The 22,633-nt window shown below is 59.0% G+C and carries 14 protein-coding genes; 10 read left to right on the forward strand and 4 right to left on the reverse strand.

The window, feature by feature from the left end; genetic code table 11:
* The first annotated feature begins 36 nt into the window (after positions 1-36).
* The 7 genes from NP590_RS05300 to NP590_RS05330 all read left to right on the forward strand — a co-directional run bounded on the left by NP590_RS05300 (position 37) and on the right by NP590_RS05330 (position 17,237).
* Positions 37-10,683 (forward strand): filamentous hemagglutinin family protein, encoded by a 10,647-nt coding sequence (locus NP590_RS05300; protein ID WP_256601219.1) that lies wholly within the window; start codon positions 37-39, stop codon positions 10,681-10,683.
* A gap of 360 nt (positions 10,684-11,043) precedes the next feature.
* Entirely contained in the window at positions 11,044-12,831 is a 1,788-nt protein-coding gene (locus NP590_RS05305) for a DUF2341 domain-containing protein (protein WP_256601220.1), read from the forward strand.
* Between the two features lie 17 nt (positions 12,832-12,848).
* Positions 12,849-13,253: an ExbD/TolR family protein gene (locus tag NP590_RS05310; RefSeq protein ID WP_256601221.1), complete on the forward strand. Its 405-nt coding sequence runs from the start codon at positions 12,849-12,851 to the stop codon at positions 13,251-13,253.
* Positions 13,254-13,260: 7 nt separating this feature from the next.
* Positions 13,261-13,917, forward strand: a complete 657-nt coding sequence (locus tag NP590_RS05315) for a TonB C-terminal domain-containing protein (RefSeq protein WP_256601223.1) — start codon at positions 13,261-13,263, stop codon at positions 13,915-13,917.
* Between the two features lie 16 nt (positions 13,918-13,933).
* Positions 13,934-15,652 carry a putative porin gene (locus NP590_RS05320; RefSeq protein ID WP_256601224.1) on the forward strand — a complete coding sequence of 573 codons (1,719 nt, stop codon included), beginning with the start codon at positions 13,934-13,936 and terminating at the stop codon, positions 15,650-15,652.
* Between the two features lie 11 nt (positions 15,653-15,663).
* Entirely contained in the window at positions 15,664-16,314 is a 651-nt protein-coding gene (locus tag NP590_RS05325) for a hypothetical protein (RefSeq protein ID WP_256601225.1), read from the forward strand.
* 251 nt (positions 16,315-16,565) lie between these two features.
* Positions 16,566-17,237 (forward strand): TVP38/TMEM64 family protein, encoded by a 672-nt coding sequence (locus tag NP590_RS05330; RefSeq protein ID WP_256601226.1) that lies wholly within the window; start codon positions 16,566-16,568, stop codon positions 17,235-17,237.
* A gap of 15 nt (positions 17,238-17,252) precedes the next feature.
* Here NP590_RS05330 and eutC read toward each other — a convergent pair whose 3' ends face one another.
* Both eutC and NP590_RS05340 read right to left on the reverse strand, forming a co-directional pair.
* A complete protein-coding gene (gene eutC, locus NP590_RS05335; RefSeq protein ID WP_256601227.1) occupies positions 17,253-18,032 on the reverse strand; it encodes an ethanolamine ammonia-lyase subunit EutC in 780 nt (259 codons plus the stop codon).
* Positions 18,032-19,411 (reverse strand): ethanolamine ammonia-lyase subunit EutB, encoded by a 1,380-nt coding sequence (locus NP590_RS05340; protein ID WP_256601228.1) that lies wholly within the window; start codon positions 19,409-19,411, stop codon positions 18,032-18,034. The genes eutC and NP590_RS05340 overlap by 1 nt, the downstream gene beginning before the upstream one ends.
* A gap of 195 nt (positions 19,412-19,606) precedes the next feature.
* On the opposite strand from NP590_RS05340, the gene NP590_RS05345 reads away from it, so the two are divergent.
* The 3 genes from NP590_RS05345 (at position 19,607) to NP590_RS05355 (ending at position 21,256) form a co-directional block, all read left to right on the forward strand.
* On the forward strand, positions 19,607-19,819 hold the full coding sequence (locus NP590_RS05345; protein WP_256601229.1) for a DUF6447 family protein: 213 nt from the start codon (positions 19,607-19,609) through the stop codon (positions 19,817-19,819).
* Between the two features lie 27 nt (positions 19,820-19,846).
* The gene (locus NP590_RS05350; protein ID WP_256601230.1) at positions 19,847-20,689 is read left to right on the forward strand and encodes an endonuclease/exonuclease/phosphatase family protein; all 843 of its coding nucleotides are present in this window, start codon (positions 19,847-19,849) and stop codon (positions 20,687-20,689) included.
* 108 nt (positions 20,690-20,797) lie between these two features.
* Entirely contained in the window at positions 20,798-21,256 is a 459-nt protein-coding gene (locus NP590_RS05355; RefSeq protein ID WP_256601231.1) for a hypothetical protein, read from the forward strand.
* A 290-nt stretch (positions 21,257-21,546) separates the two neighbouring features.
* Here the strand turns inward: NP590_RS05355 and NP590_RS05360 are convergent, their stop codons facing one another.
* Entirely contained in the window at positions 21,547-22,143 is a 597-nt protein-coding gene (locus NP590_RS05360) for a hypothetical protein (protein WP_256601232.1), read from the reverse strand.
* 7 nt (positions 22,144-22,150) lie between these two features.
* Positions 22,151-22,486 carry a DUF1508 domain-containing protein gene (locus tag NP590_RS05365; RefSeq protein WP_256601233.1) on the reverse strand — a complete coding sequence of 112 codons (336 nt, stop codon included), beginning with the start codon at positions 22,484-22,486 and terminating at the stop codon, positions 22,151-22,153.
* Positions 22,487-22,633 lie beyond the last annotated feature (147 nt).

Below are 22,633 nucleotides of genomic sequence, written 5' to 3' on the forward strand. Positions count from 1 at the left end.
GAGCCGGGCTGTTGATCACCAAACAGAGGCATCGCAATGGCTTACAGGCAGCAGAACAAACATAGCAAACCCACCGACTTTCGCTTGAATACCTTGGCGGCCTGTATCAAAACCGCCGTTACCGGCGGCATGCTGATGTCGTTTGCCACCCCGGTATGCGCCGAACTGCCGGTGCCCAGCGCGGTATGGGCCAGCATGGGCGGCGCGATAGCCTCGGTCAATCCGGCCGGCACGGCGATGCATATCGAGCAGCAGACCGACCGGGTGATATTGAACTGGGACAAGTTCAACGTCAGCGCCGGCAACAGCGTGAATTTTCAACAACCCAGCAGCAGTTCAATAGCCCTGAATAAAATTCATCAGGCCGATCCCAGCCAGATTCTCGGTACCGTCAGCGCCAACGGCCAGCTGTATTTGGTGAACAATAACGGCTTTGTGTTCGGCAAGGATTCGCGGGTCAACGCCCGAGGTCTGGTGGCTTCTACCCTGGATATCAGCGAGGAAACCCTGCGGGCCGGCATCAGCAAAAGGTCGGGCATCGATCAACAGGCCGCGCTGGAAGGGAACGGCGACTTTTATCAGCGGGACGGCAACGGCAATTTCAAGCTGGATGCCGACGGCAACAAAATACCCGTCAAAATTCTGACCGAAGCCGGCGCCAAAATTTCCTCCACCGAAGGCGGGCGGATTTTGATCATTGCGCCGAGCATAGAAAATCGCGGCGATGTCAGTTCGGCCGGCGGGCAGGTGGTGATGGCGGCGGCAACCGACAAAGTGTATCTGCAGGAGGCGCCGTTGCCGTCCGAGGACCCCAACGCGGACCCGGTCGCCAACAGCGACGTGCGCGGTTTGTTGGTGGAAGTGAAAACCGGCGGCAAGGTGGAAAATCTGGGCAATATTTCCGCCGATCGCGGTAACGTCACCCTGGTCGGTTTTGCCGTCAATCAAAACGGCCGGGTATCGGCCACCACCGCCACCAACGTCAACGGCACCATACGCCTGTTGGCGCGCGAAAACGGCACAGCCCAGTTGATTGCGGGCAAAACCCAGTTGATTCCGGGTTCCACCACCCGCGTGGCCGACAATGGCGACGGTCTGGGAACGTCGGCGCGGGTCAGTTTCGGCGAGAACAGCAAAACGGAAATTCTGCCGGAAGTCGAGTATGGCGTGGAAACCCGCACCGTGCAGGGCAGCGCGCCCGTGGAGGTGGTGGTGGAAAAAACCGCCATAGACGCCCAGCCGCAGCCGCAATCGCGCATCGAAGCCGTGGGGCATAAAGTGCACGTCAAGTCCGGGGCCAACATCACCGCGCCCGGCGGCAAGGTCGAACTCACCGCCACCCGGGCACCGGCCAACCCGGTGGCGGACAATTCCGCCGTCAACGACAGCCGGGTATTGATCGATTCCGGCGCTCGCATCGACGTATCGGGTATCGATACCGTGACACGCAGCATGGAAAGCAATGTCATCGAGGTGGAACTGCGTAACTTCGAATTGAAGGATGCGCCGCTGCAAAAAGACGGCGTGTTGAAAAACGAGAAGGTTTCCATCGACATTCGGCAGGGCTCGCCATTGACCGATATCGGGCCCACGGTGGCCGGCATCAAGCGCACCATTGCCGAACGGCTGACCGAGGGCGGCGATATCGTGTTGCGCTCGGAGGGCGACGTAATCGTCGAAAAAGGCGCGGTGCTGGACGTATCCGGCGGTTTCATCACCTATCTGGACGGCTATATCAACACCAGTAAATTGATTTCCAACGGCCGCCTGATCGATATCGGCGTGGCGGACCCCTTGCGCCGCTACGATGGCATTTACGGCCAATACACCGATAGCTCCGAAAAATGGGGCGCGGCGGCCACCCGCACCTGGTATGCCAGCGGACCGTTTTCGCTGGGCCGCTTCGAGCGCGGTTACGTGGAAGGCAAAAATGCCGGATCGTTGACCATCAGGGCCAATCAAGTGGTGCTGGAAGGCCAGTTATTGGCCAAAGCGGTCAACGGCCGCTATCAGCGCGAGATTGCCGATCAGGCTCGCGGCGGCATCTTGAATATCAATACCCGCTTCAACGATAACAACGTGCAGTCGGTGGAATTCACTACCACGCCGGCTCAGCCGCTGAATCTGGGTATAGACGATGTATTGCCGGGCGGCTACGGCAATGTGCTGGCCTTTCAGGCCGGCAGTTTGCTGAGCGGCGGTTTCAGCGATGTCAGCATTAACAGCAACGGTAAAATCACCGTCAACCGCAATGTCGATCTACGTCTGGCCGACGGCGGTTCGGTCACCGCCGCCAACGGCTCGGTCGAGCATGTCGGCGGCTCCTTGCGTCTGGTCGGCGGCCAGATCGATATTCAGGGCCGCATCAGCGGCGCCGGCGCGCGGGTGGATTTGAATACGGTTCTGGTTACGCCCGCCGCCAACGTCAACGGCGATATCGTCATCGGGCCGGCGGCCGTGGTCGATTTGCAGGGCAATTGGGTCAACGATTTCGTGACGCCGGCCAATCTGGACGGCAAATCGATAGCCATAGAAGGCGGTAAATTCAGCGCCACCATGGCCGGCGCCAGCGGCGGCAGTCTGTTGCTGCAAAAAGGCAGCGTGATAGACGTCAGCGGCGGGGCGCAAGTAAGGGCGGATCGCACGCTACGGGCCGGCAAGGCCGGCAGCGTTACCTTGGTGGCCAAGCCGGAAGTGGAAAACGTGGGGGCCAACATTGAGCTGCGCGGCCTGATCAACGGTTACGGTATCGGCCAGGGCGGCCGGTTTGTGCTGGTGGCAAACTCGGTACGGGTGCGCCGCGAGGAAGAGTTGGATAACAGCCCCGGCATTAAGCCCTTGCAATTGACGGCGGATTTCTTCGGTCGGGGCGGGTTTGCCGATTACGAAATCGGCGCCAACCTGAACGGTCTCAGCGTCGAGTCCGGCGCGGTAATCAACTTGAGCCAAAGCAATCGCATTCTAAATAACAGCTTTTTGCAGCAGGCCAACGCCGCCGGCATTGCCGGCTTCAGTCGCGTGGGCCGTCTGGCCGAGCAGTTCCGCGCGGCCGGCTCCCTTAAATTGAGCAGCGATCATAGCGCCGGCAGCAATCCGGCCGCCAATCTGACGCTTGCCCAGGGCGCGGCCATCGTGGCCGATCCGTTGAGCAAAATCGAATTGGTGTCCGACTCCGGTCTGATAGTGGACGGCCGAATTCAGACGGCGGGCGGCAGCGTGCAGCTGAGCATCATACCCGATCAAAGCAACCTCGATCCGCAATATCAGGCCACGCAAGGTATCTGGTTGGGGGCTAACGCCCGCATCAACGTGGCCGGCAGCGCGCGGGTCATGACGGATGCGCTGGGGCGCCGCTACGGCGAGGTGTTCGACGGCGGCAGTGTAGTCATAGACGCGCAACGCGGGTTCTTTGCCTCCCAAGCCGGCTCGTTGATCAATGTGTCCGGCACCCAGGCGCTACTGGACGTGCCGGTAATCAATGCGGGCGGCGTCGGGGCAACGTACCGCGCCACTCAAATCGGCTCCAATGCCGGTAACATCGACATCACGACCGCCGAAGGCGCATTCATGGCCGGCGGCATGCTGGCCAGGGCGGGAGCCGCCCCCGGCGCGGCCGGCGGTTCGCTGACGTTGATATTGAATAGCGATAATCGTAGCGACCCGGAACCGCTCAGTTCCAGTTTTCCGGCCGCCGCCAGGACCATTCTGATCACGCAGCAGCAACAAACGGTATTGAGCGGCGGCTTTGCTCGGCCCGGCGATGCCTTGCCACAGGCTGAAAACGGTAAAGCCTATTTGTCGGTGGCTCAAATCGATGCCGGCGGTTTTGCCTCTCTGGCGCTGGCTACCCAGGGGGTCAACGGCGACAACAATGTGCTTTACGACAACGGCGAAATCCGCTTTGTCGGCGATATTCAATTGAATCTTGCCAACCGCATTGCCCTGGATAGCGTCAAGCTGGGCTGGCAGCGGCAAAATGCCGGCGACAGCGGCTTGGTTTCCTTGAACGCGGCCAGCGTCGCCTTGGGTTCGGATTTACAGCGCCAGCCCAGCTGGCAGCCCAGCGCCGGCGACGGCCATTTAAAAGTCAACGCGAAACTGATCGATTTGATCGGCGGCATGACCACCCTGGGTTTCAACCGGGTGGATTTGACGGCCGCCAACGACATACGCCTGAAGGGCATACGGGTGGACAGCAACGAACTGGATTTCGTCGGTCAGTTCAAAACCTATTCCCAGCTCAATCTGACGGCGGCGCAGGTGTATCCCACCTCCTTGACCGATTTTACCCTGGCGGTGGCCGGCGATCCCGACGGCAGCGTGACTATCGCGCATTCCGGCGCCAAGGCTGGTCAGGTCTATTCGGCCATGGGCAAATTGACCATCAGCGCGCCTAACATTCAGCAGAACGGCACGCTGTTGGCGCCCTTGGGCGAGATCAATTTGCAGGCCGGCAAAAACATCGGCTTCGGCGGCCAAAGTCTGACCTCGGTGTCGGCGGCTGGAAAAATCATTCCGTTGGGCGTGACGCAAGGCGGTTTGGAGTGGATGTTGCCGCTGGCCGGCACCGGCGGAAACATGAACGTGGTCAATCCGGATATCAAGCCGGCCGACTTCGATAAAAAATTCATCTTCGAATCGCCGCGGAAAAAAATCACCGTCAGCGCCGACAAGATCCAGCGCGAGGAAGGCGCATTGGTGGATTTGTCCGGCGGCGGCGATTTGTTGGCTTACGAATTCATTCCCGGCGACGGCGGTACCCTGGACGTGCTGGATTCGAATGGGGTATTTGCCATTTTGCCGGGTTTCAACGGTTATGCGCCGTATGATCCAAGCACTTTCCCGGCTTCCGGCCTGCAAATAGGCGAGCGGATTTATCTGTCCGCCGGCTCCGGCGTGGCGGCGGGTTTTTATACCCTGCTGCCGGCCCGGTATGCCTTGTTGCGGGGCGCCTTTTTGGTCACGCCGCTGGCGAGCAATAACGTGGTGGAAGGCTCCAGCCGTAGCCGGGTGGATGGCGCCGCCATCGTTTCCGGCTATCGCGGTTTCAGCGATACCGGCTACCGCGATCAACGCTGGTCGGAATTCGTGGTCGAAGCCGGCGGCATTGCCAAAACCCGTAGCGAATATAACCTCAGCTATGCCAGCCAATTTTTCGCCAAACAGGCCGAGAGCCGCGAGCTGGCGATACCGCGTCAGGTGCAGGATGCCGGCCAGTTGGTGTTGAACGCCAAAACCGCGCTGGAGCTGGTGAATGTGATGGCTGAAGTCGGCGCGGGCGGTCGCGGCGGTCTGGTGGACGTGGTGGCTGAAAAACTGGCCATCGGTAGCACCGCCGATACCGGCGATATCGAGCTGTCCGCCGCCGATATCGATAAGTTCAACGTGAATAGTTTGTTGCTGGGCGCGGTGCGCTCGTTCGACCCGCTTACCGGCCATATCAGCCTGGATGTACGGGCCAAAACCGTCACCGTGGCGGAAAACACCGAAATAGTGATTCCCGAGCTGATGTTGGCGGCCACCGACCGGGTAGAATTATTGGCTGGTTCGCGCATCGATACCAGTGCGGGCAGCGGCCGAGATCAGACCGTATCCACATTGGAAGTGACGGGAGACGGTGCCCTGTTGCGGGTATCCGCCGGAGCGCAGGCCAACGTGCTGCGTAGCGGCAATGCCGGCGCCAAGGGCGATTTGTTGATGCGCGCCGGAGCGACCATCAGCGCCGGTTCCGGTTCGGTATTGATGGAATCCTCGCGCACCACCAAAATGGACGGCGAACTGGCGCTGGCGGGCGGGGCGTTGAAGCTGGTGGCGGAATCCATCAATCTGGGCGAAACCGACGACAGCCTGAGCGGCTTGTCCCTGGACAATGCCATTCTTAGCGGACTGACCGCCAAACAAACCGTGTTGTCCAGCCGCGGCATGGTGAACATCTACGGCGAGTTGCCGCAAACCGGCGGCGACGGTCTAGCCTTCGGCTTCGGCGATCTGGTGATCGATGCCCACGGTCTGGCCGGCAAGAACAATGCCGGCGACCAGGTGGTATTGAATGCCGATCATTTCACGCTCACCAACACGCATGCCAATACCGCGCCTGCCCATGGCGACGGCAGCGGCAGTCTGCTTATCAACGCCAATCAGGTGGTGCTGGCCGACGGCAAATATAGTCTGTCCGGTTTTAGCGATATTCGCTTCAATGTGGCGGAACGCGTGTTGGGCAGCGGAAACGCGGTGCTGACTAGCTTGGCCAATCTGACCGTCGATACGCCGGTTATGACGGCCGAAAACGGTGCCGCTACCAGCATATTGTTGCCGGGTCGGACTTTGGCCTTCGGGCCGGGTCTGACGGAAGCGGCGGCTCAAGGGCAGGGTATCGCCGGGCAGTTATGGCTGGAAGCCGACAGCATAGACTTGAATACCACGCTGATTTATCGCTCCGGACGGGTAAGCTTGAATGCCTTGACCGGCGATATCGCGCTGGGCGAACAGGCTTTGGTGGATGTCGGCGGCAGCGTGGTGGCGGCCGGTTTGAGCGGTTTGGTGGCCGTGAATGCCGGCAGCATTGCCTTTAATGCCTGGCAAGGCGATATCGCCACTCATGCAGACAGCCGCTTGTTGTTGAATGCCGGACACGCCAAGGCCCAGGCCGGCGAATTGGCGCTACGGGCTATCCAGGGCGTGGCGGATTTGCACGGCATCATAGAGGCGCAAGGGGCGGAAAAGGCCTTGGGCGGCAGCTTGAGCGTGGATAGCCAAACCCTGGCGGCGGGCGGCTTCGGCGCCTGGATAGACCGGTTCGCCCAGGCCGGCTTTAGCGGCGGCATCGATTTTCGCTTGCGTAGCGGCGATTTGACGGTCGGCGCGGACGAAAGCATAGAGGCCGGACGGATTCAACTGGCGGCCGACAGCGGGGCGGTCAATGTTGCCGGTACCTTGGATGCGCGCGGTGGGCAGGGCGGCAGCATCGGATTGGCGGCCGAAGATGCGATTGGCGTGTTGGACGGCGCTAAATTACTGGCGGGCGCCATAGCCGAAAACGGCGCCGGCGGCAAAGTGTGGCTGTCGTCCATCGATGACAGGCAAAATCCGGATGGCGCCGGCATCGTCATTCAATCCGCCGCCGGCATAGACGTGTCGGCCAACGGCGACGGCAAGGCCGGCGAGGTCGTATTGCGGGCCGAGCGGGTCGGCAACGACATTGCGGTGGCCGATATCGCCGACGGAGTTATCGTCGGTACCGATGCCGTGCAACTGGAAGCCGTGCGGATTTATGACTACAGTGTTCTGAATCAGACAGCCCTGGACACGATACAAAGCCATACCCAGCAATATATGGATGCCGCCTATCCGCTGGTGAGCGCCCGTTTCGGTAACGGCTACCAGCTGCTGCCCGGCGTGGAAGTGCGTAGCAGCGGCGATTTGACTCTGAGCGCGCAGTGGGATTTATCCGGCTGGCGCTACGGCCCGGACGCGCTGCCCGGTGTATTGACCTTGCGGGCCGGCGGCGACCTGATGCTGAATCAGTCGCTGAGCGACGGTTTCGTGCAAGGCTTTATCGATACGGTGGATTTCGGTCCCATCGGTATTTCCGATATGTTGCAGTCCGGCCGTTCCTGGAGCTTTAATTTGATTGCCGGCGCGGATATCGGCGCTGCCGATAATCTGGCGCTGCAAATGCCGGCGGCTATTTCGGCACCTGCCGCCAAGGGAGACCTGAAATTGGCGGCAGGGGTGAAACTGCGCACCGGCACCGGCGATATCGTGGCGCGGGCCGCCCGCGACATCGTGCTGGCGAATGCCAATTCGGTGATTTATACCGCCGGCCGGCCGGACGATGCGAATCGTTGGGGTAGCGGCGGCGAAACGTTCGGGGTGTTCTTTTATGCCGAATACCCCTTGGAAGGCGGCGATATCGATTTGCGGGCCGGCCGTAACTTCGAGGCGAAACCGGCCCAGCAGTTACTCAGCGAAGCCTTGGTCAGAACCGGCAACTGGAGCCGGAATACCGATCATACCGGCGAGCGGCCGACGGCTTGGGGCGTTGCGTTGGGCGTGAATGAAGCCAATCCGGATTTCGTCGCCAATCATCAACAAAGCGTGGCTTCGTTCGGCGGCGGTAATGTCAATATCAAGGTAGGCGGCAACGTCAACGACTTGTCGGTATCGGTCAGCTCCAGCGGCAAGCAGGTGGGGGCCAAGGCCGATCCGAATAATCCGGGCAGTTTGGATTTCATTAGCAACGAATTGCTGATCAACAACGGCGGTTCGCTGCAATTGACGGCCGGCGGGGATATTAACGGCGGGGTGTTTTACGTGGACGGCAACAGCGCTTCGCTGACGGCGGGCGGTTCGTTTAAGGCCGGCGACAACACGCTGCCCGGCCAGCATAATTTAAAACCGATTGTGGCGCTGGGCGATACGGATTTTAGCGTCACGGCCGGCCGCTCGCTGGCTCTGGAGGCCTTGGTCGATCCGTTCTTTGCCACCTTGCCGACAAAGACCTCCGATGTGGAAGGCATCAGCAATCGTTTCTTCCGCTACGGCGCTGACAGCAGCGTGAGTTTGCTGGCCTTGTCCGGCGACATCAGTCTGGAAAACGATTCGGCCCGCCTGAATGCCGGCGCCAATACCCAGTTGCTAGGCGATGCCAATTCCCTGGCATATCCGGCCAGTTTGCATATTGCCGCGCTGTATGGCGATTTGAGCTTCAACAAGGGTTTGACCCTGGTGCCCTCGGCGTTGGGGGCGCTGACTATGTATGCCGGCGGTCAATTGACCGGCAACGCCGATATTCATTTGAGCGACGCCGATCCGGTACTGCTGCCGACGGCGGTCCTGCCCAGCTCGACCAGCGACGAATTGTTGCGTATTACCAATTTGCTGAATCCGAAAATAGGCGGCTCGGATAGCCACGCCGCCCGGCCGCTGCATACCGACGACCCGAATCCGGTGTTGATTAGCACCGGCACCGGCAATATCGGCAGCCGGGATCTGAATCTGGCTTTTTATCTGAACAAGCCGACCGAAGTTTCGGCCGGCAAGGATATCGTGAAAACCCTGTTCAGTATTCAGCATAACCGCGACGGCGCTGTCAGCGTGATTCAGGCCAACCGGGATATCAATTTCCCGGTCACCTTTAACCGCCTGAACGGCATCATAGACGAGGTCAATCAAGGGCTTGAGGTAGCGGGTCCCGGCCAATTGACCGTGCTGGCCGGGCGCGACGTCAATCTCGGCGCTTCGCTGGGAGTGGTGTCGACCGGTAATCAGGGTAACCCGGCACTGGCCGAGGAAGGTGCCAATATCAGCGTGATCGCCGGTCTGGCCAAGGGCGGCATCGATGCGCCCGGCTTCGCCGCCGGTTTTGTCTACGGCAATCCGCTGTTTGCCGACATGGCGCAACGCGTGGGGGCGGATGCCGACCTGGCACGGCGTTTCCGCGCTGAAATGCAAGCGCTGACAGGTCAGCAGTTGGATACTCAGCAGGCATTGGCGGCTTTTGAAAGCTTGAGTCAGGCGCGGCGGGACGCCATTTCCTCCTCCTTGGGTCTGGAAGGGGTAACCGGCGGCGAACAGTGCTTTCGCCAGCAATTGCTGACGGAAATGCGCACTATCACCGGCGACCAAAGCCTGACATTCGACGGCGCGACGGCGGCCTATGCCGGTTTGAGCGACGCGCAAAAACTGCGGGTGTCCGGCAAGTTGGTCGGCGCGGCGCAGCCCATGTATACCTACATTATCAAGCGCGCCGCGATCGATCTGGCGCGGGCCGGCGTCAAGCAGGATCAGGATGCCAACGAATTGAAATTGCTGGCGGCCGTGGAAGCTTTGTTCCCGAAAACCACCGTGCTGAACGGCAACAGCCAGTACAGTACGGATCCGTTGCGCGGCGTGATCACGCTCGGCGGCGCCAGTGCCGGCTCCATTCTCGATGCCGGTTATCGAAATGCCGGCTCCCGGCCTTCGGAAGGCGATATCGCCATGTTCCTCAGTACCATTCAAACCCGGGACGGCGGCGAAGTGGCGGTGTTTGCGCCGGCCGGCGGCATTTTGGTCGGTTTGGCGACATCGAATATCGGTCTGCAAAAAGGCGACGATCAATTAGGCATCATCGTTAATAAACAAGGCAACGCCAATCTGATCGCTCGCGACGATATCGACGTCAACGTATCGCGGGTGGTGACGCTGGGCGGCGGCAGCATTCTGGGCGGTTCCACCGAGAACGACTTCGATGCCGGCCGGGCTCCGCAAACCGCCTTGGCGGCGCCGCCGTTAAAAGTCAGTTACGACGCCATCGGCCAGGTGGTGCTGGAAGTGGCGCCGCTGTTGGCGGGCGGAGGTGCCCGCGCCACCGGACGCGGCGATATCACCCTGTTCGCGCCGCGCGGCATCATCGACGCCGGCGAAGCGGGGATTGCCGGCAACAACGTGATTCTGGCGGCCACCGCCATCATGGGAGCCAACAATATTTCCTTCGGCCAAAGCGCCACGGGGGTGCCGGCGGCACCGACCGGCGGTATTGCGGCCGGCCTGGCCGGGGTGGGTAATGTAGCCGCCGCCGTCAGCAAGGCGGTGGAAAGCAGCACGGACATGAGCAAGGACGCCGCCAACTCGCTGGCCAAGGCGGCCGGCGGCATGGGTATCCTCAGCGTTGAGGTGATCGGCTTTGGGGATGACGGCTAGAATTTAGGATTCCTTCAATTGCCGGAAACGCCTATCGGCTTACTTGTGCCCTATGGGTATTCCGGCCTACACGGCTTGGCGTTTTACGGGAGCGCCGATGATACCGGGCCCGGAGTCGAGTCCGTGGGCCGGAATAAGCTCCAGCGTTTCCGGCTTCCTTAAATCTCCGGAAACGTCTGTCGACTTACTTGTGCCCTATGGGTATTCCGGCCTACACGGTCTTGCGTTTTCCGGGAGTGACACTTGGCTGTCCGGGGTAGCGATGACTACCGGAGTCGAGTCGGAAAAAGCTTGTTTGTGTCATAAAACTGTAAAAAATTGTCGGCATAATTCGCTAAATGTATTGATTTGAGGTTAAAAATGAAGCGAATTGTTTTGTTGGCGTGCGCCATTATGTTGTTGCCGGGTGTGGCGCAGGCGTGGTGGAACGGCGATTGGGGTTACCGGAAGAAAATTTCCATCGATGCGCAGCAATTGCAGCAGCAAGGCGTCAAGCCGGTGGCGGAAGGTTTGGCGGTGATACGCCTGCACACCGGCAACTTTGCCTATTTCATGGATTTGGCCGAACAGGGCAAGGATTTGCGTTTCATTGCCGCCGACGACAAAACCCCGCTGAAGTTTTATATCGAGAAAATCGACCCGGTCAATGAAATGGCCATTATCTGGGTGAAACTGCCCGGCGACATAGGCAACGCCGGCGAGCCCTCGATCTGGATGTATTACGGCAACGCCAACGCGGCGGAAGCCAGCGAGAGCGGCGGCATCTTCGATGTGGCGCAATTGCTAACCTATCACTTCAATGCCGATGCGGTGAGCGATGCCACCGCCTACGGCAACCAGCCGGCCACAGCCAACAATACCCGTATCGACGGCGGGGCGGTCGGCGATGCCGCCGCCTTCAACGGCAGTCAGTCGATCGGTGTTGCCGCTTCTCCCGCCATTCAGATGGCCGAGAATTTCGGCTGGACGGTATCGGCCTGGGTCAAGATCGACCAGGCCCAGGCCGACGGGGTGGTGTTCGAGCGCGATGGCCTTAAGGTTTCCGTTAAAGGTCAGACCCCGGTATTGAATGTCAACCGCAAGGAAGTAGCCAGTCCGCTGGATATGAATTTGTCCGCTTGGCATCACTTGGCGGTGACGGCCAATGAAGAAGGTTTCACGTTTTATGTCGACGGCAAGCCGGCCGGGGTATTGGCGCCCAGCCAGCCGGGTTTTCAAGGCGACTTGAGCATAGGCGCGGCGGTTGACGGCAGTCGCGGCCTGATAGGCGCCATCGACGAATTCGCCATCGCCAAGCTGGCGCGCGACGCCAACACCCTGGCCTTCAATGCCTTGATGCAGGGTCAGACTTCGGCCCTGCTGACTTATGGCGAAGACGCGACGCCGGACAGCGAGGGCGGCGGCGAATCGCGCATCATGGCCATCCTGAACGACGTCACGGTGGACGGTTGGGTGATTATCGGCCTGTTGGCGGTGATGTTCGTGCTGAGCTGGATAGTCATGCTGGTGAAGGCGCTGGTCATCAATAAAAACATTGCCGAAAACCGCAAATTCGAAGATGCCTTTCAAAAACTGAATGCGGCCGAAATTGCCCAGCTGGACAGGGAGATGACCGAGGACGACGAGGATTTGGACGAATCGCCCTTGCTGGCACTGACCGGCGGCCACGGCCAATATGCCGGATCGTCGCTTTACCGGCTTTATCATGTCGGCGTCGAGGAAATCAATCGCCGGCTGGCCAAGGCCGTCGGCGCCGATGCCGCCGAAGCGGGCATTTCCGACAAGGCCATCAATACCATCCGGGCGGCCATGGAGTCGATTCTGGTGCGCGAAGTGCAAAAACTGAATAACCAGATGGTGTTGTTGACCATCGCCATTTCCGGCGGGCCGTTTTTGGGCCTGTTGGGCACGGTGCTGGGGGTGATGATCACCTTCGGCGACATTGCCGCCAGCGGCGAGGTCAACGTCAACGCCATCGCGCCCGGTATTGCCGCGGCCTTGGCTACCACGGTGGCGGGTCTTTTGGTGGCGATTCCGGCCCTGTTCGGTTACAGCTATCTGGCCAGCCGCATCAAACTGGTGACCGCCGACATGTACATCTTTGTCGACGAGTTCAGCGCCAAATTGTCCGAACGTTATAGCGATTAGGCGGGAGTTTAAGCTTTATGCGTTATCAGGAAGAACTGGACAGTTACGACGAAATCAACGTCACCTCCATGCTGGATTTGGCCTATGTGCTGTTGATCGTGTTCATCATCATGACCACGGCGGCGGTGCAGGGCATACAGATCAATCTGCCCAAGGCCAGCAATCAACCCAGCTTGGCCAAGCCCAAGACCAAGGCGATTACCGTTACCGCCGAAGGCACCATTTTTCTGGATACCTTTCCGGTCACCATGGAACAGCTGGAATCGACTTTGTTGCAATACAAGGCCGCCGATCCCTCGCTGCCGGTGGTGGTGAAGGGCGACGCCACCGTGATGTATCAGAGCGTCATCGACGTGCTGGCCTTGCTGGGCAAGCTGGAAATTACCCAGGTAGGTCTGGTTACGCAGAATCTGGTCAAGTAGCAAGCGCATGACAGAACACGGCAAGAAACATTTTCGGGTCTATGTGCCCAAGATTATCGGTGGAGTCATTGCGCTGATCGTGCTGTTTTTTTTCGTCAAGATGGTGATGCATTTTCTCGAGAATCAGCAGGAAAAACCGCAACGCAAGATTCAGCCGGTGACCTTGGTGGCTCCGCCCCCGCCGCCCCCGCCGCCGCCCAAGGTGGAACCGCCGCCGCCGGAACCGGAGATGGAAAAAATCAAGGAGCCGGAACCCGAGCCGGAGCCCGAGCCGATGCCGGACGAGGCGCCGGCCAGGGATTTGGGGCTGGATGCCGACGGCAGCGCGGGATCGGACGGCTTCGGCTTGGCCGCGCGCAAGGGCGGTACCGGCCTGTTCGGCGGCGGCAATCCGTTTGCCTGGTACGGCGGCATCATCAAGAACGACATTGTCAACCTGTTGAGTAACTACGAGCAATTGCGCCGCAAGGGCTATACCGCCGTCGTCAAGCTGTGGTTGCGGCCGGATGGTTCCGTCGACCGGTTCGAATTGTCGCGCGGCAGCAACGACGCGGAAATCGATCAACTGCTGGAAATAGCCCTGAACAAATACAAGCGGGTCAACGAGGCACCGCCGCCCGGTATGAAATTGCCGATTAAATTGAAAATTACATCACGCGTTTAAAACTTTAGGTATACCCATGAACCATCAAAAATGGCTGCTGGCCCTGGCTATTTCAGGGCTGGTCGGTGTGGCGCACGCCGGCGAAAAGGAAGAGTTGCTCAAGCTGCGTAACACCACCACCAACTTGATCAGACAATTGGTCAAACAAGGCGTCATCACCGACAAAATGGCGGACGAAATGATCAAGCAGGCGGAAGCCGACGCCGAACAGCAGGCGGCTGTCGCCAAGGCGGAAGCGGCGGCCCAGGGAGTCGTGCCCGCCGACGAGGTACGGGTGGCCTATGTGCCGGATTTTGTCAAGGATGAGATTCGCCAACAAGTTCGGAGCGAGTTGCGCGAGGAAGTGGTCGGCGATGTGATGGCCAAGGCCAAGAACGAGCAATGGGGCCTGCCGAACGCGCTGCCGGAATGGACCCGCAAGTTCAAGCTGTCCGGCGATTTGCGCTTGCGTTCGCAGCACGATTTCATGGCGGAAAACAATATCTCCGGGCCCAACACCGCCTTGTTCTATCCGGATGTGATGGCCATCAACGATGCCGGCGGGGTACAGGCGGCCGGCATTGACGCGGCCGTCAACACCAGCGACGACAGGCAGCAATTTCGCCAGCGCTTGCGACTGGGGATAGATGCGCAAATCACCGACAGCGTTTCCGCCGGTGTGCGTCTGGCAACCGGTAACCAGCGCGACCCGGTGTCCACCAACCAAACCCTGGGCTTTACCGGCCAAAAATACGAATTCGCCGTGGACAGGGCTTATCTGAAATACGAGGCCGTCGACGAGCATAAATTCAAATGGCTGAGCGTGAAGGGCGGCCGCATCGCCAATCCTTTTTATACCGGCGGCGGCGAGTTCACCGGCGGTAGCGAGATGGTCTGGGACACCGATCTGTCGTTTGAAGGGGCGGCGGCCACCTATTACCACAATTTGCAAGGCGGCGGTTTGAGCAACGCCGGCGAACCACCGCGCTCGCTGTTCTTCACGGCCGGAGCGTTTCCGTTGCAGGAATCCGCCCGTAGCAGCGATAAATGGTTGTTCGGCGGTCAGGCCGGTCTGGATTGGGGCTTCGATAATCAGGACAACTTCAAAGTCGGCGTCGCCTATTACGATTACGTGAATGTGCAAGTCAAACCCAATACGCAGGACCCTTTCACCTGCGATCTGAACGACTTCGCCAATAATGCCTCGCGGCCGGACTTCGTGCAGGGCGGCAATACCCTGGCCACCATCTGTAGGGAAGGCAATAGCGTCGACCCCGCTTCGCAAACCGGTTTGCCGGGCATGCTGGGTCTGGCGTCCGATTACAACATTGTCAATATCAATGCCTCGTACGACTTTGCGGCCATGGCGCCTTATCACGTAAGGCTCAGCGGCGATTACGCCAAAAATATCGGCTTCAACAGCGCCGAGGTTAGCCGCTTGTTCGGTTCTACGGTTGACGACCAGACCAGTGCCTGGCAACTCAGGCTCGATTACGGTTGGCAGGTGGCGGAACGGCCGGGCCACTGGAATGTTTTCGCCGCCTATAAATATGTCGAGCGCGATGCGGTGCTGGACGGTTTGAACGACTCCGACTTCCATCTCGGTGGCACCAATAACAAGGGCTGGTTCATCGGCGGCAACTACGGTTTGATGAAAAACGTCTGGCTGACCGGACGCTGGCTGACCGCCGACGTGATTACCGGACCTCCCTATGGCGTCGATGTGTTGCAAGTCGACATCAATACCCGATTTTAATGGAGGTGTGTATGCCGGTAATCTCGCGTAAAGTGTCCGCAATCGCGCTGGTCCATGTTTTGGCGGTGGCTGTTGCAATGCTGCCGGCCGAGAGCCGGGCGGTACCGCGCGACGCCGGCGCCAATAACGGCGCCGTGTTGAAGCTGCAAGCCATGGTCAAAAGCCTGACGGCGGAGCGGGATGCGGCCAAAACCGAAGCCGCCGCCATGGCGGGCGAACTGGAACAACTGAAAAAGGACAAGGCCGCCGCGTTGGCCGCCAAGGACAGTCTGGGCAGCGAATTGGCGGCGCGGAAAAACAGCGCCGACGCGGTGCGCAATCGCCTGGAAAGTACCGAAAGCCGCTTGCGGGATGTTTCCGATAGATATACCCAAACCAGCAACGCCAAGGCCGCGCTGGAAAATGATTTGGCTGCCTTGCAAGCCAAGCAGCGGGAAACCGAGCAGCAATTGCAAAGCTGCGGCCAGCATAACGTCAAGCTGTTGCGGTCGGCGCAAGAGTTGCTGGAGCGTTATCAAAACAAGGGGCGATTCGCCGGGCTGTTGCAGGACGAACCCTTGCTGCAATTTCACAGCGTGGAGGTACAAAACATCGCGCAGGAGTATCAAGACCAGATCAGCGCGGGCGAGTTTGCCGCAAAAACCTCCTCCGAAGCGCGGTAGGTTGCCGTTTGTTGCATAGCTCTTTCGCGAGGGCAGGGAGCTTTTCGACAGCATCATGGACGGGGAGTAAATCGGCTGTTTTTAGCTATGGCCGCCGATGCCAATATGAAAAAATGCGGCAAAGTCCACAGAGTACGTCTCCGCCCGTAACAAAAAACCAGTCACCAAGGCGTTACCGCGCGGGCCGGGAAACTATAGCGCCAACCTAAAAACGGATATTGATTCATATCTGATTTCAGCGGTCTTTACGCATGCATACGAAACACACGCTTTTATTGTTGCTGCTGGTGCTGTTCGGCGTTGCCGTTTACAGCTTTGCGGGCGCTCCCGGCTTGAACGACATTCAGGCGCACAGGCAAGCGCTTGCCCTGTTTATCGAAAGCCACTATGCGTTTTCGGTCGGTGTGTTTTTCATGCTGTGCGTGATTTTTATCAATTCTCCGCTGCCCTTGGCGGCGGTGATGAAAATCCTCTCGGGCTATTTTTTCGGTTTTTATGCCGGCGCGGCTTATAACGTCGGTGCCACTTTACTGGCTTGTCTGATCGGCTTCTGGCTGAGCCGCCATGCTTTCAGAAGCCGATTCGAGCAATTGTTTTATGCCCGTCTGGAAGCCGTGGAACACGAAATCGAGCGCAACGGCTTTTACTATTTTCTCGGTCTGCGCATCGTCATGGTGGTGCCGTATTTTCTGATCAACATCCTGGCCGGCCTGTCGCGCTTGTCGTTCAAGGATTATCTGCTCAGTACTCTGTTCGGTGTACTGCCGGCTTCGTTGATTTATGCCAACGGCGGCGAACAATTGGAGCAAATTCGCTCTACTGCGGAATTGTTCGATTGGCATACCGTGATTGCGTTGCTGTTGATGGCCACGGCCAGCTTGTTTCCGGCGTGGTGGCAGCGTAGAAAGCGCCGGTCGGGTTGATGCCATGCGGCTGACTTAACGCGCGTTCAGCATTGGTTCGCCGTCACTTGGAACGGCCCCTTCCCGCATGTCGTCTTTTAAGGCCACGCCGGACAGTTGCCGCTGCAGGGCTTGGCGGGTCAAATAGGCCAATTTGGCGGCCGCGGCGGTGTAACTCATGCCGGCGGGCGGGCGAATGTTGGACAGGCAATTGCGTTCGGCGTCGGTGCGGCCCGGTTGCGGGGCGTGGGTCAAATAAATCCCCAGGCTGTCCGCCGCGCTCAGGCCGGGGCGTTCGCCGACGATAATGACCGAGGCTTTTGCGCCCAGCAGCGCGCCAATCTCGTCGGCGACGGCGACCCGCGCGTTCGCTACCAGACAGATAGGGCTTATGCTTAACGCGCATTCCGCATATGCCTCTATCACGGCAGCCAATAGCGGCAAGCCGTGCGTTTCGACAGCGGTCGACGACAGACCGTTGCTCACCACCAGCGCCACATCCGGCGCGGGCACTTCCAGCGCTTGCAGGGTGTCGCGGCTGGCCGGCGCCAGTATCCGCCCCAGATCCGGCCGCTGTAGATAGTGCCGTCGGTTGAGGATGGGAGTTGCCAATGCCAAGCTTTGCCAAGTCTTCGCCGCCAGCACTTGGGCAAAATGCTCGACCGACCAGGCTTGATGCACCGCATCCCGCGCCATGGCATGGGCCAATTGAAATTCCAGTTGGGGCTGGGTCGGCGTGGCGCAGCCGGCCCGGCCCTGGCCAATGCGGGCCTGGGTGTAACGCCTGAGTTCGAACCAGGGGTCGCGCGGCGCCATTATTGGATCAACGTCGACAGCCGGCCCAACAACTGGGTTTTAGCCGAATTGGCGGATAAACGGTTATCGCCGTCGAAAATGCCCATGCGTTCCAGCCAGCTTTCGAATTCCGGCGCAGGCCGTAAGCCCAGCACCTGGCGCAGATACAAGGCGTCGTGAAACGAGGTACTTTGGTAAGCCAGCATCACGTCGTCGGCACCCGGTATGCCCATGATGAAGTTGCAGCCGGCGACGCCGAGCAGGGTCAGCAGATTATCCATATCGTTCTGATCGGCTTCGGCGTGGTTGGTGTAGCAGACGTCGCAGCCCATCGGCAGGCCGAGCAATTTGCCGCAGAAATGGTCTTCCAGGCCGGCGCGGAGGATTTGTTTGCCGTCATACAGATATTCCGGGCCGATGAAACCGACTACGGTATTGACCAGCAAGGGCGAGAATTCGCGCGCCACCGCATAGGCCCGCGCTTCGCAGGTTTGGGCGTCGACGCCGTGGTGGGCATTGGCCGACAGCGCGCTGCCCTGGCCGGTTTCGAAATACATGACCTGATTGCCGACCTCGCCGCGCTTCAGCGCTTCGGCCATGGCTTTGGCTTCGCGCAGCAGCGCCAAATCGATGCCGAAGCCGCGGTTGGCTGCTTCGGTGCCGGCGATGGATTGGAACACCAAATCGACCGGCGCGCCGCGTTGCATCAACTCCATGGCAGTGGTGACGTGGCACAGCACGCAGGATTGGGTGGGAATTTGGTAACGGCGGATCACGTCGTCGAGCAACTCCAGCAAAGTCCGCACATTGTGCAGATTATCGGTGGCCGGATTGATGCCGATCACCGCGTCGCCGCTGCCGTAAAGCAAACCGTCTATGATGCTGGCGGCGATGCCGCGCGGGTCGTCGGTCGGATGATTCGGCTGCAGGCGGGTAGACAGGCGCCCGTCCAAGCCCAGCGTATTTCGAAAGCGGCTGATCACCCGACAGCGCCGGGCCACGGCGATCAAGTCCTGGTTGCGCATGATCTTGCTGACCGCCGCGACCATTTCCGGCGTCAAGCCGGCGGCCAAGGCCGACAGGTCGCCGCCATCGGCCAGCAGGCGGTCGCGGAATTCGCCGACCGACAGCGATGCCAGTGGCGCAAAGGCGGCCGGGTCGTGGCGTTCCAGTATCAGACGGCTGACCTCGTCGTGCTCCGGCGCAATCAGGGGCTGTTCCAGGAAGGTCGTCAACGGCACCTCGGCCAGAATCTGCTGGGCCACGGCCCGCTCGACTTCGGATTCCGCCGCCAGTCCGGCCAATTCGTCGGCCGCCCGTTTGGGCGAAGCCTTGCCCATCAGAATGCGCAAATCGGCGAAGCGAAGCTGGCGGCCGTTTACGGTTGCCGAATAGTGCATGATTGGAAAAGCGCCGTCATACCGGAAGAAAAGGATGCATGGGAGAATACGCCGGCCATGTGACCGAATGATGACAAAGGCAAGCCGCATGAACTTGCCGTCTCTAATAAATCTGTAACATTTGCCGGTTAAACTGGCAAAGGGTTCGGCGCCGTTGCCGGCCCGACACTTTATTATTTATTCCGGAACCACCCGATGAGCGACGCAAACAGCCAAACTCCCACTCTGACCATAGGCGATAAAACCCATCCCATTGACAGTCTCAGCGATATTGCCAAGGCGCAATTGACCAATCTGCAAATTGTCGACGCTGAAATCCAACGCTTGCAGCAACAAATGGGTATCGCCCAAGTCGCGCGGGAAAGCTTTCTGGCTACCCTGCAAGCGGAATTCGCCAAACTGGGTTAACCGCAAGCATAAACCCTGGCCGGTATCATGGCGTTTTCACTGTTAACGCTCAATCTGCACACCTACCAGCAGCATCCGAGCCACAACTGTTTTGAAACCATGCACTTGCACGAACGCGAGGTGCATATCATCGCCGAAGCCGTTGCCCAGCAAGGCATAGACGTGATTTGTTTTCAGGAGGTCGGCGAATATAGGCACGATCCGATGACCCAGCCGTATGGCGAGGAACCGTCTAACATGGCGTTCCGGATTTGCCGGCGTTTGCGGGAATGGGGGCATTGGTTCCATATTCATCAAGACTGGAGCCACATCGGTTTTCAGCATTGGCGCGAAGGCACGGCCATCCTCAGCCGCCACCCCATGCACCATAATTATTCGGCTTACGTGTCAAACGATAGCGGCAAGGACAATTACATGTCGCGCAATATCACCGTCAGTTGCATCGACTTGCCGTGGTTCGGTTTGCTGCATATAGCCAATGTTCATTTGAGTTGGGCGCACCACGGCTTTTACCAGGAATACGGCCGTTTGACACAACTCATCGCCTCCCGCCGGCATTTCGGTGTCCGGGGAGATTTGATGGTCGGCGATTTCAATGCGCCGGCCGGCGATCACGCCTATCGGCATATCGTCGGCAACGGCGAATATGTCGACCAATATCACGAACTGCATCCCCGGCGGTTTTACGAACCGACCTTTCGCGGCCAGATCGACGGCTGGCGCCACAGTCCGCCCCGGCGCATCGATTACATCTTCAAACGCAACGGTCACCCGTTGCGGGTCCGCGAAATGACGCCGATTTTCAACGACGCCTTTTACCCTAGCGTTTCCGACCACTTCGGCTATCTGGCCCGCTTCGAGCTGTTTTGAGCCAAAGTCTTCTCGTCGGCGTGAAATTTTGGTAACCGGACCTTAATCGTTCTGTCACGGCCGCGTGCCTAAAATCCGGGCTTTCTATTTCGCACCGGAAGCCATGCAATGAAAATCCGCGTTCTAATTTATCTGGCGATTGGCTTGTTATCCGGCTGTGCGGCGGAAATCGCCCGACAAGCCGCATGGCCGGAAACCTTGCCGCCGCAAGCCGGGTTTGTCGGTCATTATGAACAAGACCGCAACAATGCCGAGTTGCAAAACTTGGAGCAATACCTGAACTGGATTGAGTGCTTTTACCTGGGCCGGGAACTGTATTCGAGCGGCTGGAACCAAATCAGCGGCGATTTGGCGGCCAATATTACCGATCCCGGCATCAGACTCGAAACAGAGGCCAAATTGCGCCGTTTGGGCATCGCCATTGCCGGGGAATGGGCCAAGGACAATAGCGTCCGCCGCATCACGACCCGGCATGTCGCGATATGGGGCAATGCACTGCGGAAATCGGCGGAGAGGGGTGAAATACCGGACATCGTCGAGGGCCCGGATTCTTCATGGATCGCGTGACATTGAAAGAATATAGTAACGCTCATGAAGACTGGGCATCGCCCCGGCAAATGAAAGTAGTGCAGCTGGGCACGGTTCCTCGCCGGACAGGACGCCGTAAATACGTCCGTGTAGGCTCGACGGCAGCATCCTTGCTGCCGACGCCTGTCCAACAAGCAACCGTACCCGCTCGATTTTTTACTTTCAGAGTAACGTTCATGAAGGCTCGGCATCGCCCCGGCATATGAAAGTCAACGGCGTTATGTCGTTAGTTTTTGGGCGGTTGACACGTGACTTTCAGAGTAACCCATTCAACCCTTTTCCAAACTGCTCCGGCGCTTTTCAAGCACGCTCAGAAAAGGCCGCATGGCATTCATTGCCACTTGATACAGGGCAAATGCGTCGGCCGGGTCCTTTTGTTTGAACTCGGCTACTTCGTTTAAAAAACGGTGCAGCATTTTGATCAGATTTTCGATGGTCATCGCCAGCCAGGCATCGTTGGTGATCCATTTGTCGATAAATTCGTCCAGGCGCTCGAAAGTGCGTTTCAGCAGCGGGTAGGCGGTCTGGGTTTCCTTGAATTCGCGCAGGGTCATGTAGTCAAGATAGGCTTGGTCGGATGCCACCCGCGGCCGATTGGTAATGCCGAGATACGTGGCTTTGAAATCGGCGTGGATGGCGTCGAATCTGTCGTTGAAGTCGGCCTCGGCGGCAATCTCCAGCAAGGGCCGCATATTCTCCAGCGTGAGCCGGTAGCATTCGTCGATAGCGCTGGCCATCTTGTCGAATTGCTCGACAAAGGCCGGCTTTTTCAGTTCGGCCTTCAGCAGCTTTTCGATGGCGGCCAATTCGCCGGACGTGACGCAAACCGTGGCCAATTCCCGCGCTATTTTGAGTTCAATGCCCATCCGGTTTCTACACCGTTAGATCGACGATTTCCGCCACGCAGGCATTATCCTTGACCGCGTGCAGGGCGTTGTCGAACACCATGTTTGAATTGTATAAAACGCTTTTGACAATGATGTTGCCGGCGGCATCCTTGATGACGAAAAACGTATCGCCCTCCGCCACCTTGCCGGCGGCTATCTGATTACTCATTAACGAGCCGGTTCTTACTTCCTTGATGTCCCGCATGGCGGCTTCCTTGTTGTCGTAATCGCCGCTCATCAGGATGAGTTCGCCCTTACCGTCAAGGAAATTAAAAAAATACTGCTTTTCAGCGTTGGTTTTAAGCTCAAAAGTGGCTGGCATGGTTCTGTTCCGGAAGTTGTCGATTGAATGGGATTTGCGCCGATGGCATTTCAGGCCCGTTCGGCGCTCCCGATAAACGGAAAAGCAAGCCGTGTGCCAGCAAAAACATTCATACAATCAAGGGGGTATCTGTATTCAGCTGGGGGC

The organism is Methylomonas subterranea, from assembly GCF_024505185.1.
GTDB lineage: Bacteria > Pseudomonadota > Gammaproteobacteria > Methylococcales > Methylomonadaceae > Methylomonas > Methylomonas subterranea.

What these genes read in the sequence shown, in the direction of transcription:
- NP590_RS05300 (WP_256601219.1), top strand. Translation starts at nt 37, where the DNA reads ATGGCTTACAGGCAGCAGAACAAACATAGCAAACCCACCGACTTTCGC.
- NP590_RS05305 (WP_256601220.1), top strand. Translation starts at nt 11,044, where the DNA reads ATGAAGCGAATTGTTTTGTTGGCGTGCGCCATTATGTTGTTGCCGGGT.
- NP590_RS05310 (WP_256601221.1), top strand. Translation starts at nt 12,849, where the DNA reads ATGCGTTATCAGGAAGAACTGGACAGTTACGACGAAATCAACGTCACC.
- NP590_RS05315 (WP_256601223.1), top strand. Translation starts at nt 13,261, where the DNA reads ATGACAGAACACGGCAAGAAACATTTTCGGGTCTATGTGCCCAAGATT.
- NP590_RS05320 (WP_256601224.1), top strand. Translation starts at nt 13,934, where the DNA reads ATGAACCATCAAAAATGGCTGCTGGCCCTGGCTATTTCAGGGCTGGTC.
- NP590_RS05325 (WP_256601225.1), top strand. Translation starts at nt 15,664, where the DNA reads ATGCCGGTAATCTCGCGTAAAGTGTCCGCAATCGCGCTGGTCCATGTT.
- NP590_RS05330 (WP_256601226.1), top strand. Translation starts at nt 16,566, where the DNA reads ATGCATACGAAACACACGCTTTTATTGTTGCTGCTGGTGCTGTTCGGC.
- eutC (WP_256601227.1), bottom strand. Translation starts at nt 18,032, where the DNA reads ATGGCGCCGCGCGACCCCTGGTTCGAACTCAGGCGTTACACCCAGGCC.
- NP590_RS05340 (WP_256601228.1), bottom strand. Translation starts at nt 19,411, where the DNA reads ATGCACTATTCGGCAACCGTAAACGGCCGCCAGCTTCGCTTCGCCGAT.
- NP590_RS05345 (WP_256601229.1), top strand. Translation starts at nt 19,607, where the DNA reads ATGAGCGACGCAAACAGCCAAACTCCCACTCTGACCATAGGCGATAAA.
- NP590_RS05350 (WP_256601230.1), top strand. Translation starts at nt 19,847, where the DNA reads ATGGCGTTTTCACTGTTAACGCTCAATCTGCACACCTACCAGCAGCAT.
- NP590_RS05355 (WP_256601231.1), top strand. Translation starts at nt 20,798, where the DNA reads ATGAAAATCCGCGTTCTAATTTATCTGGCGATTGGCTTGTTATCCGGC.
- NP590_RS05360 (WP_256601232.1), bottom strand. Translation starts at nt 22,143, where the DNA reads ATGGGCATTGAACTCAAAATAGCGCGGGAATTGGCCACGGTTTGCGTC.
- NP590_RS05365 (WP_256601233.1), bottom strand. Translation starts at nt 22,486, where the DNA reads ATGCCAGCCACTTTTGAGCTTAAAACCAACGCTGAAAAGCAGTATTTT.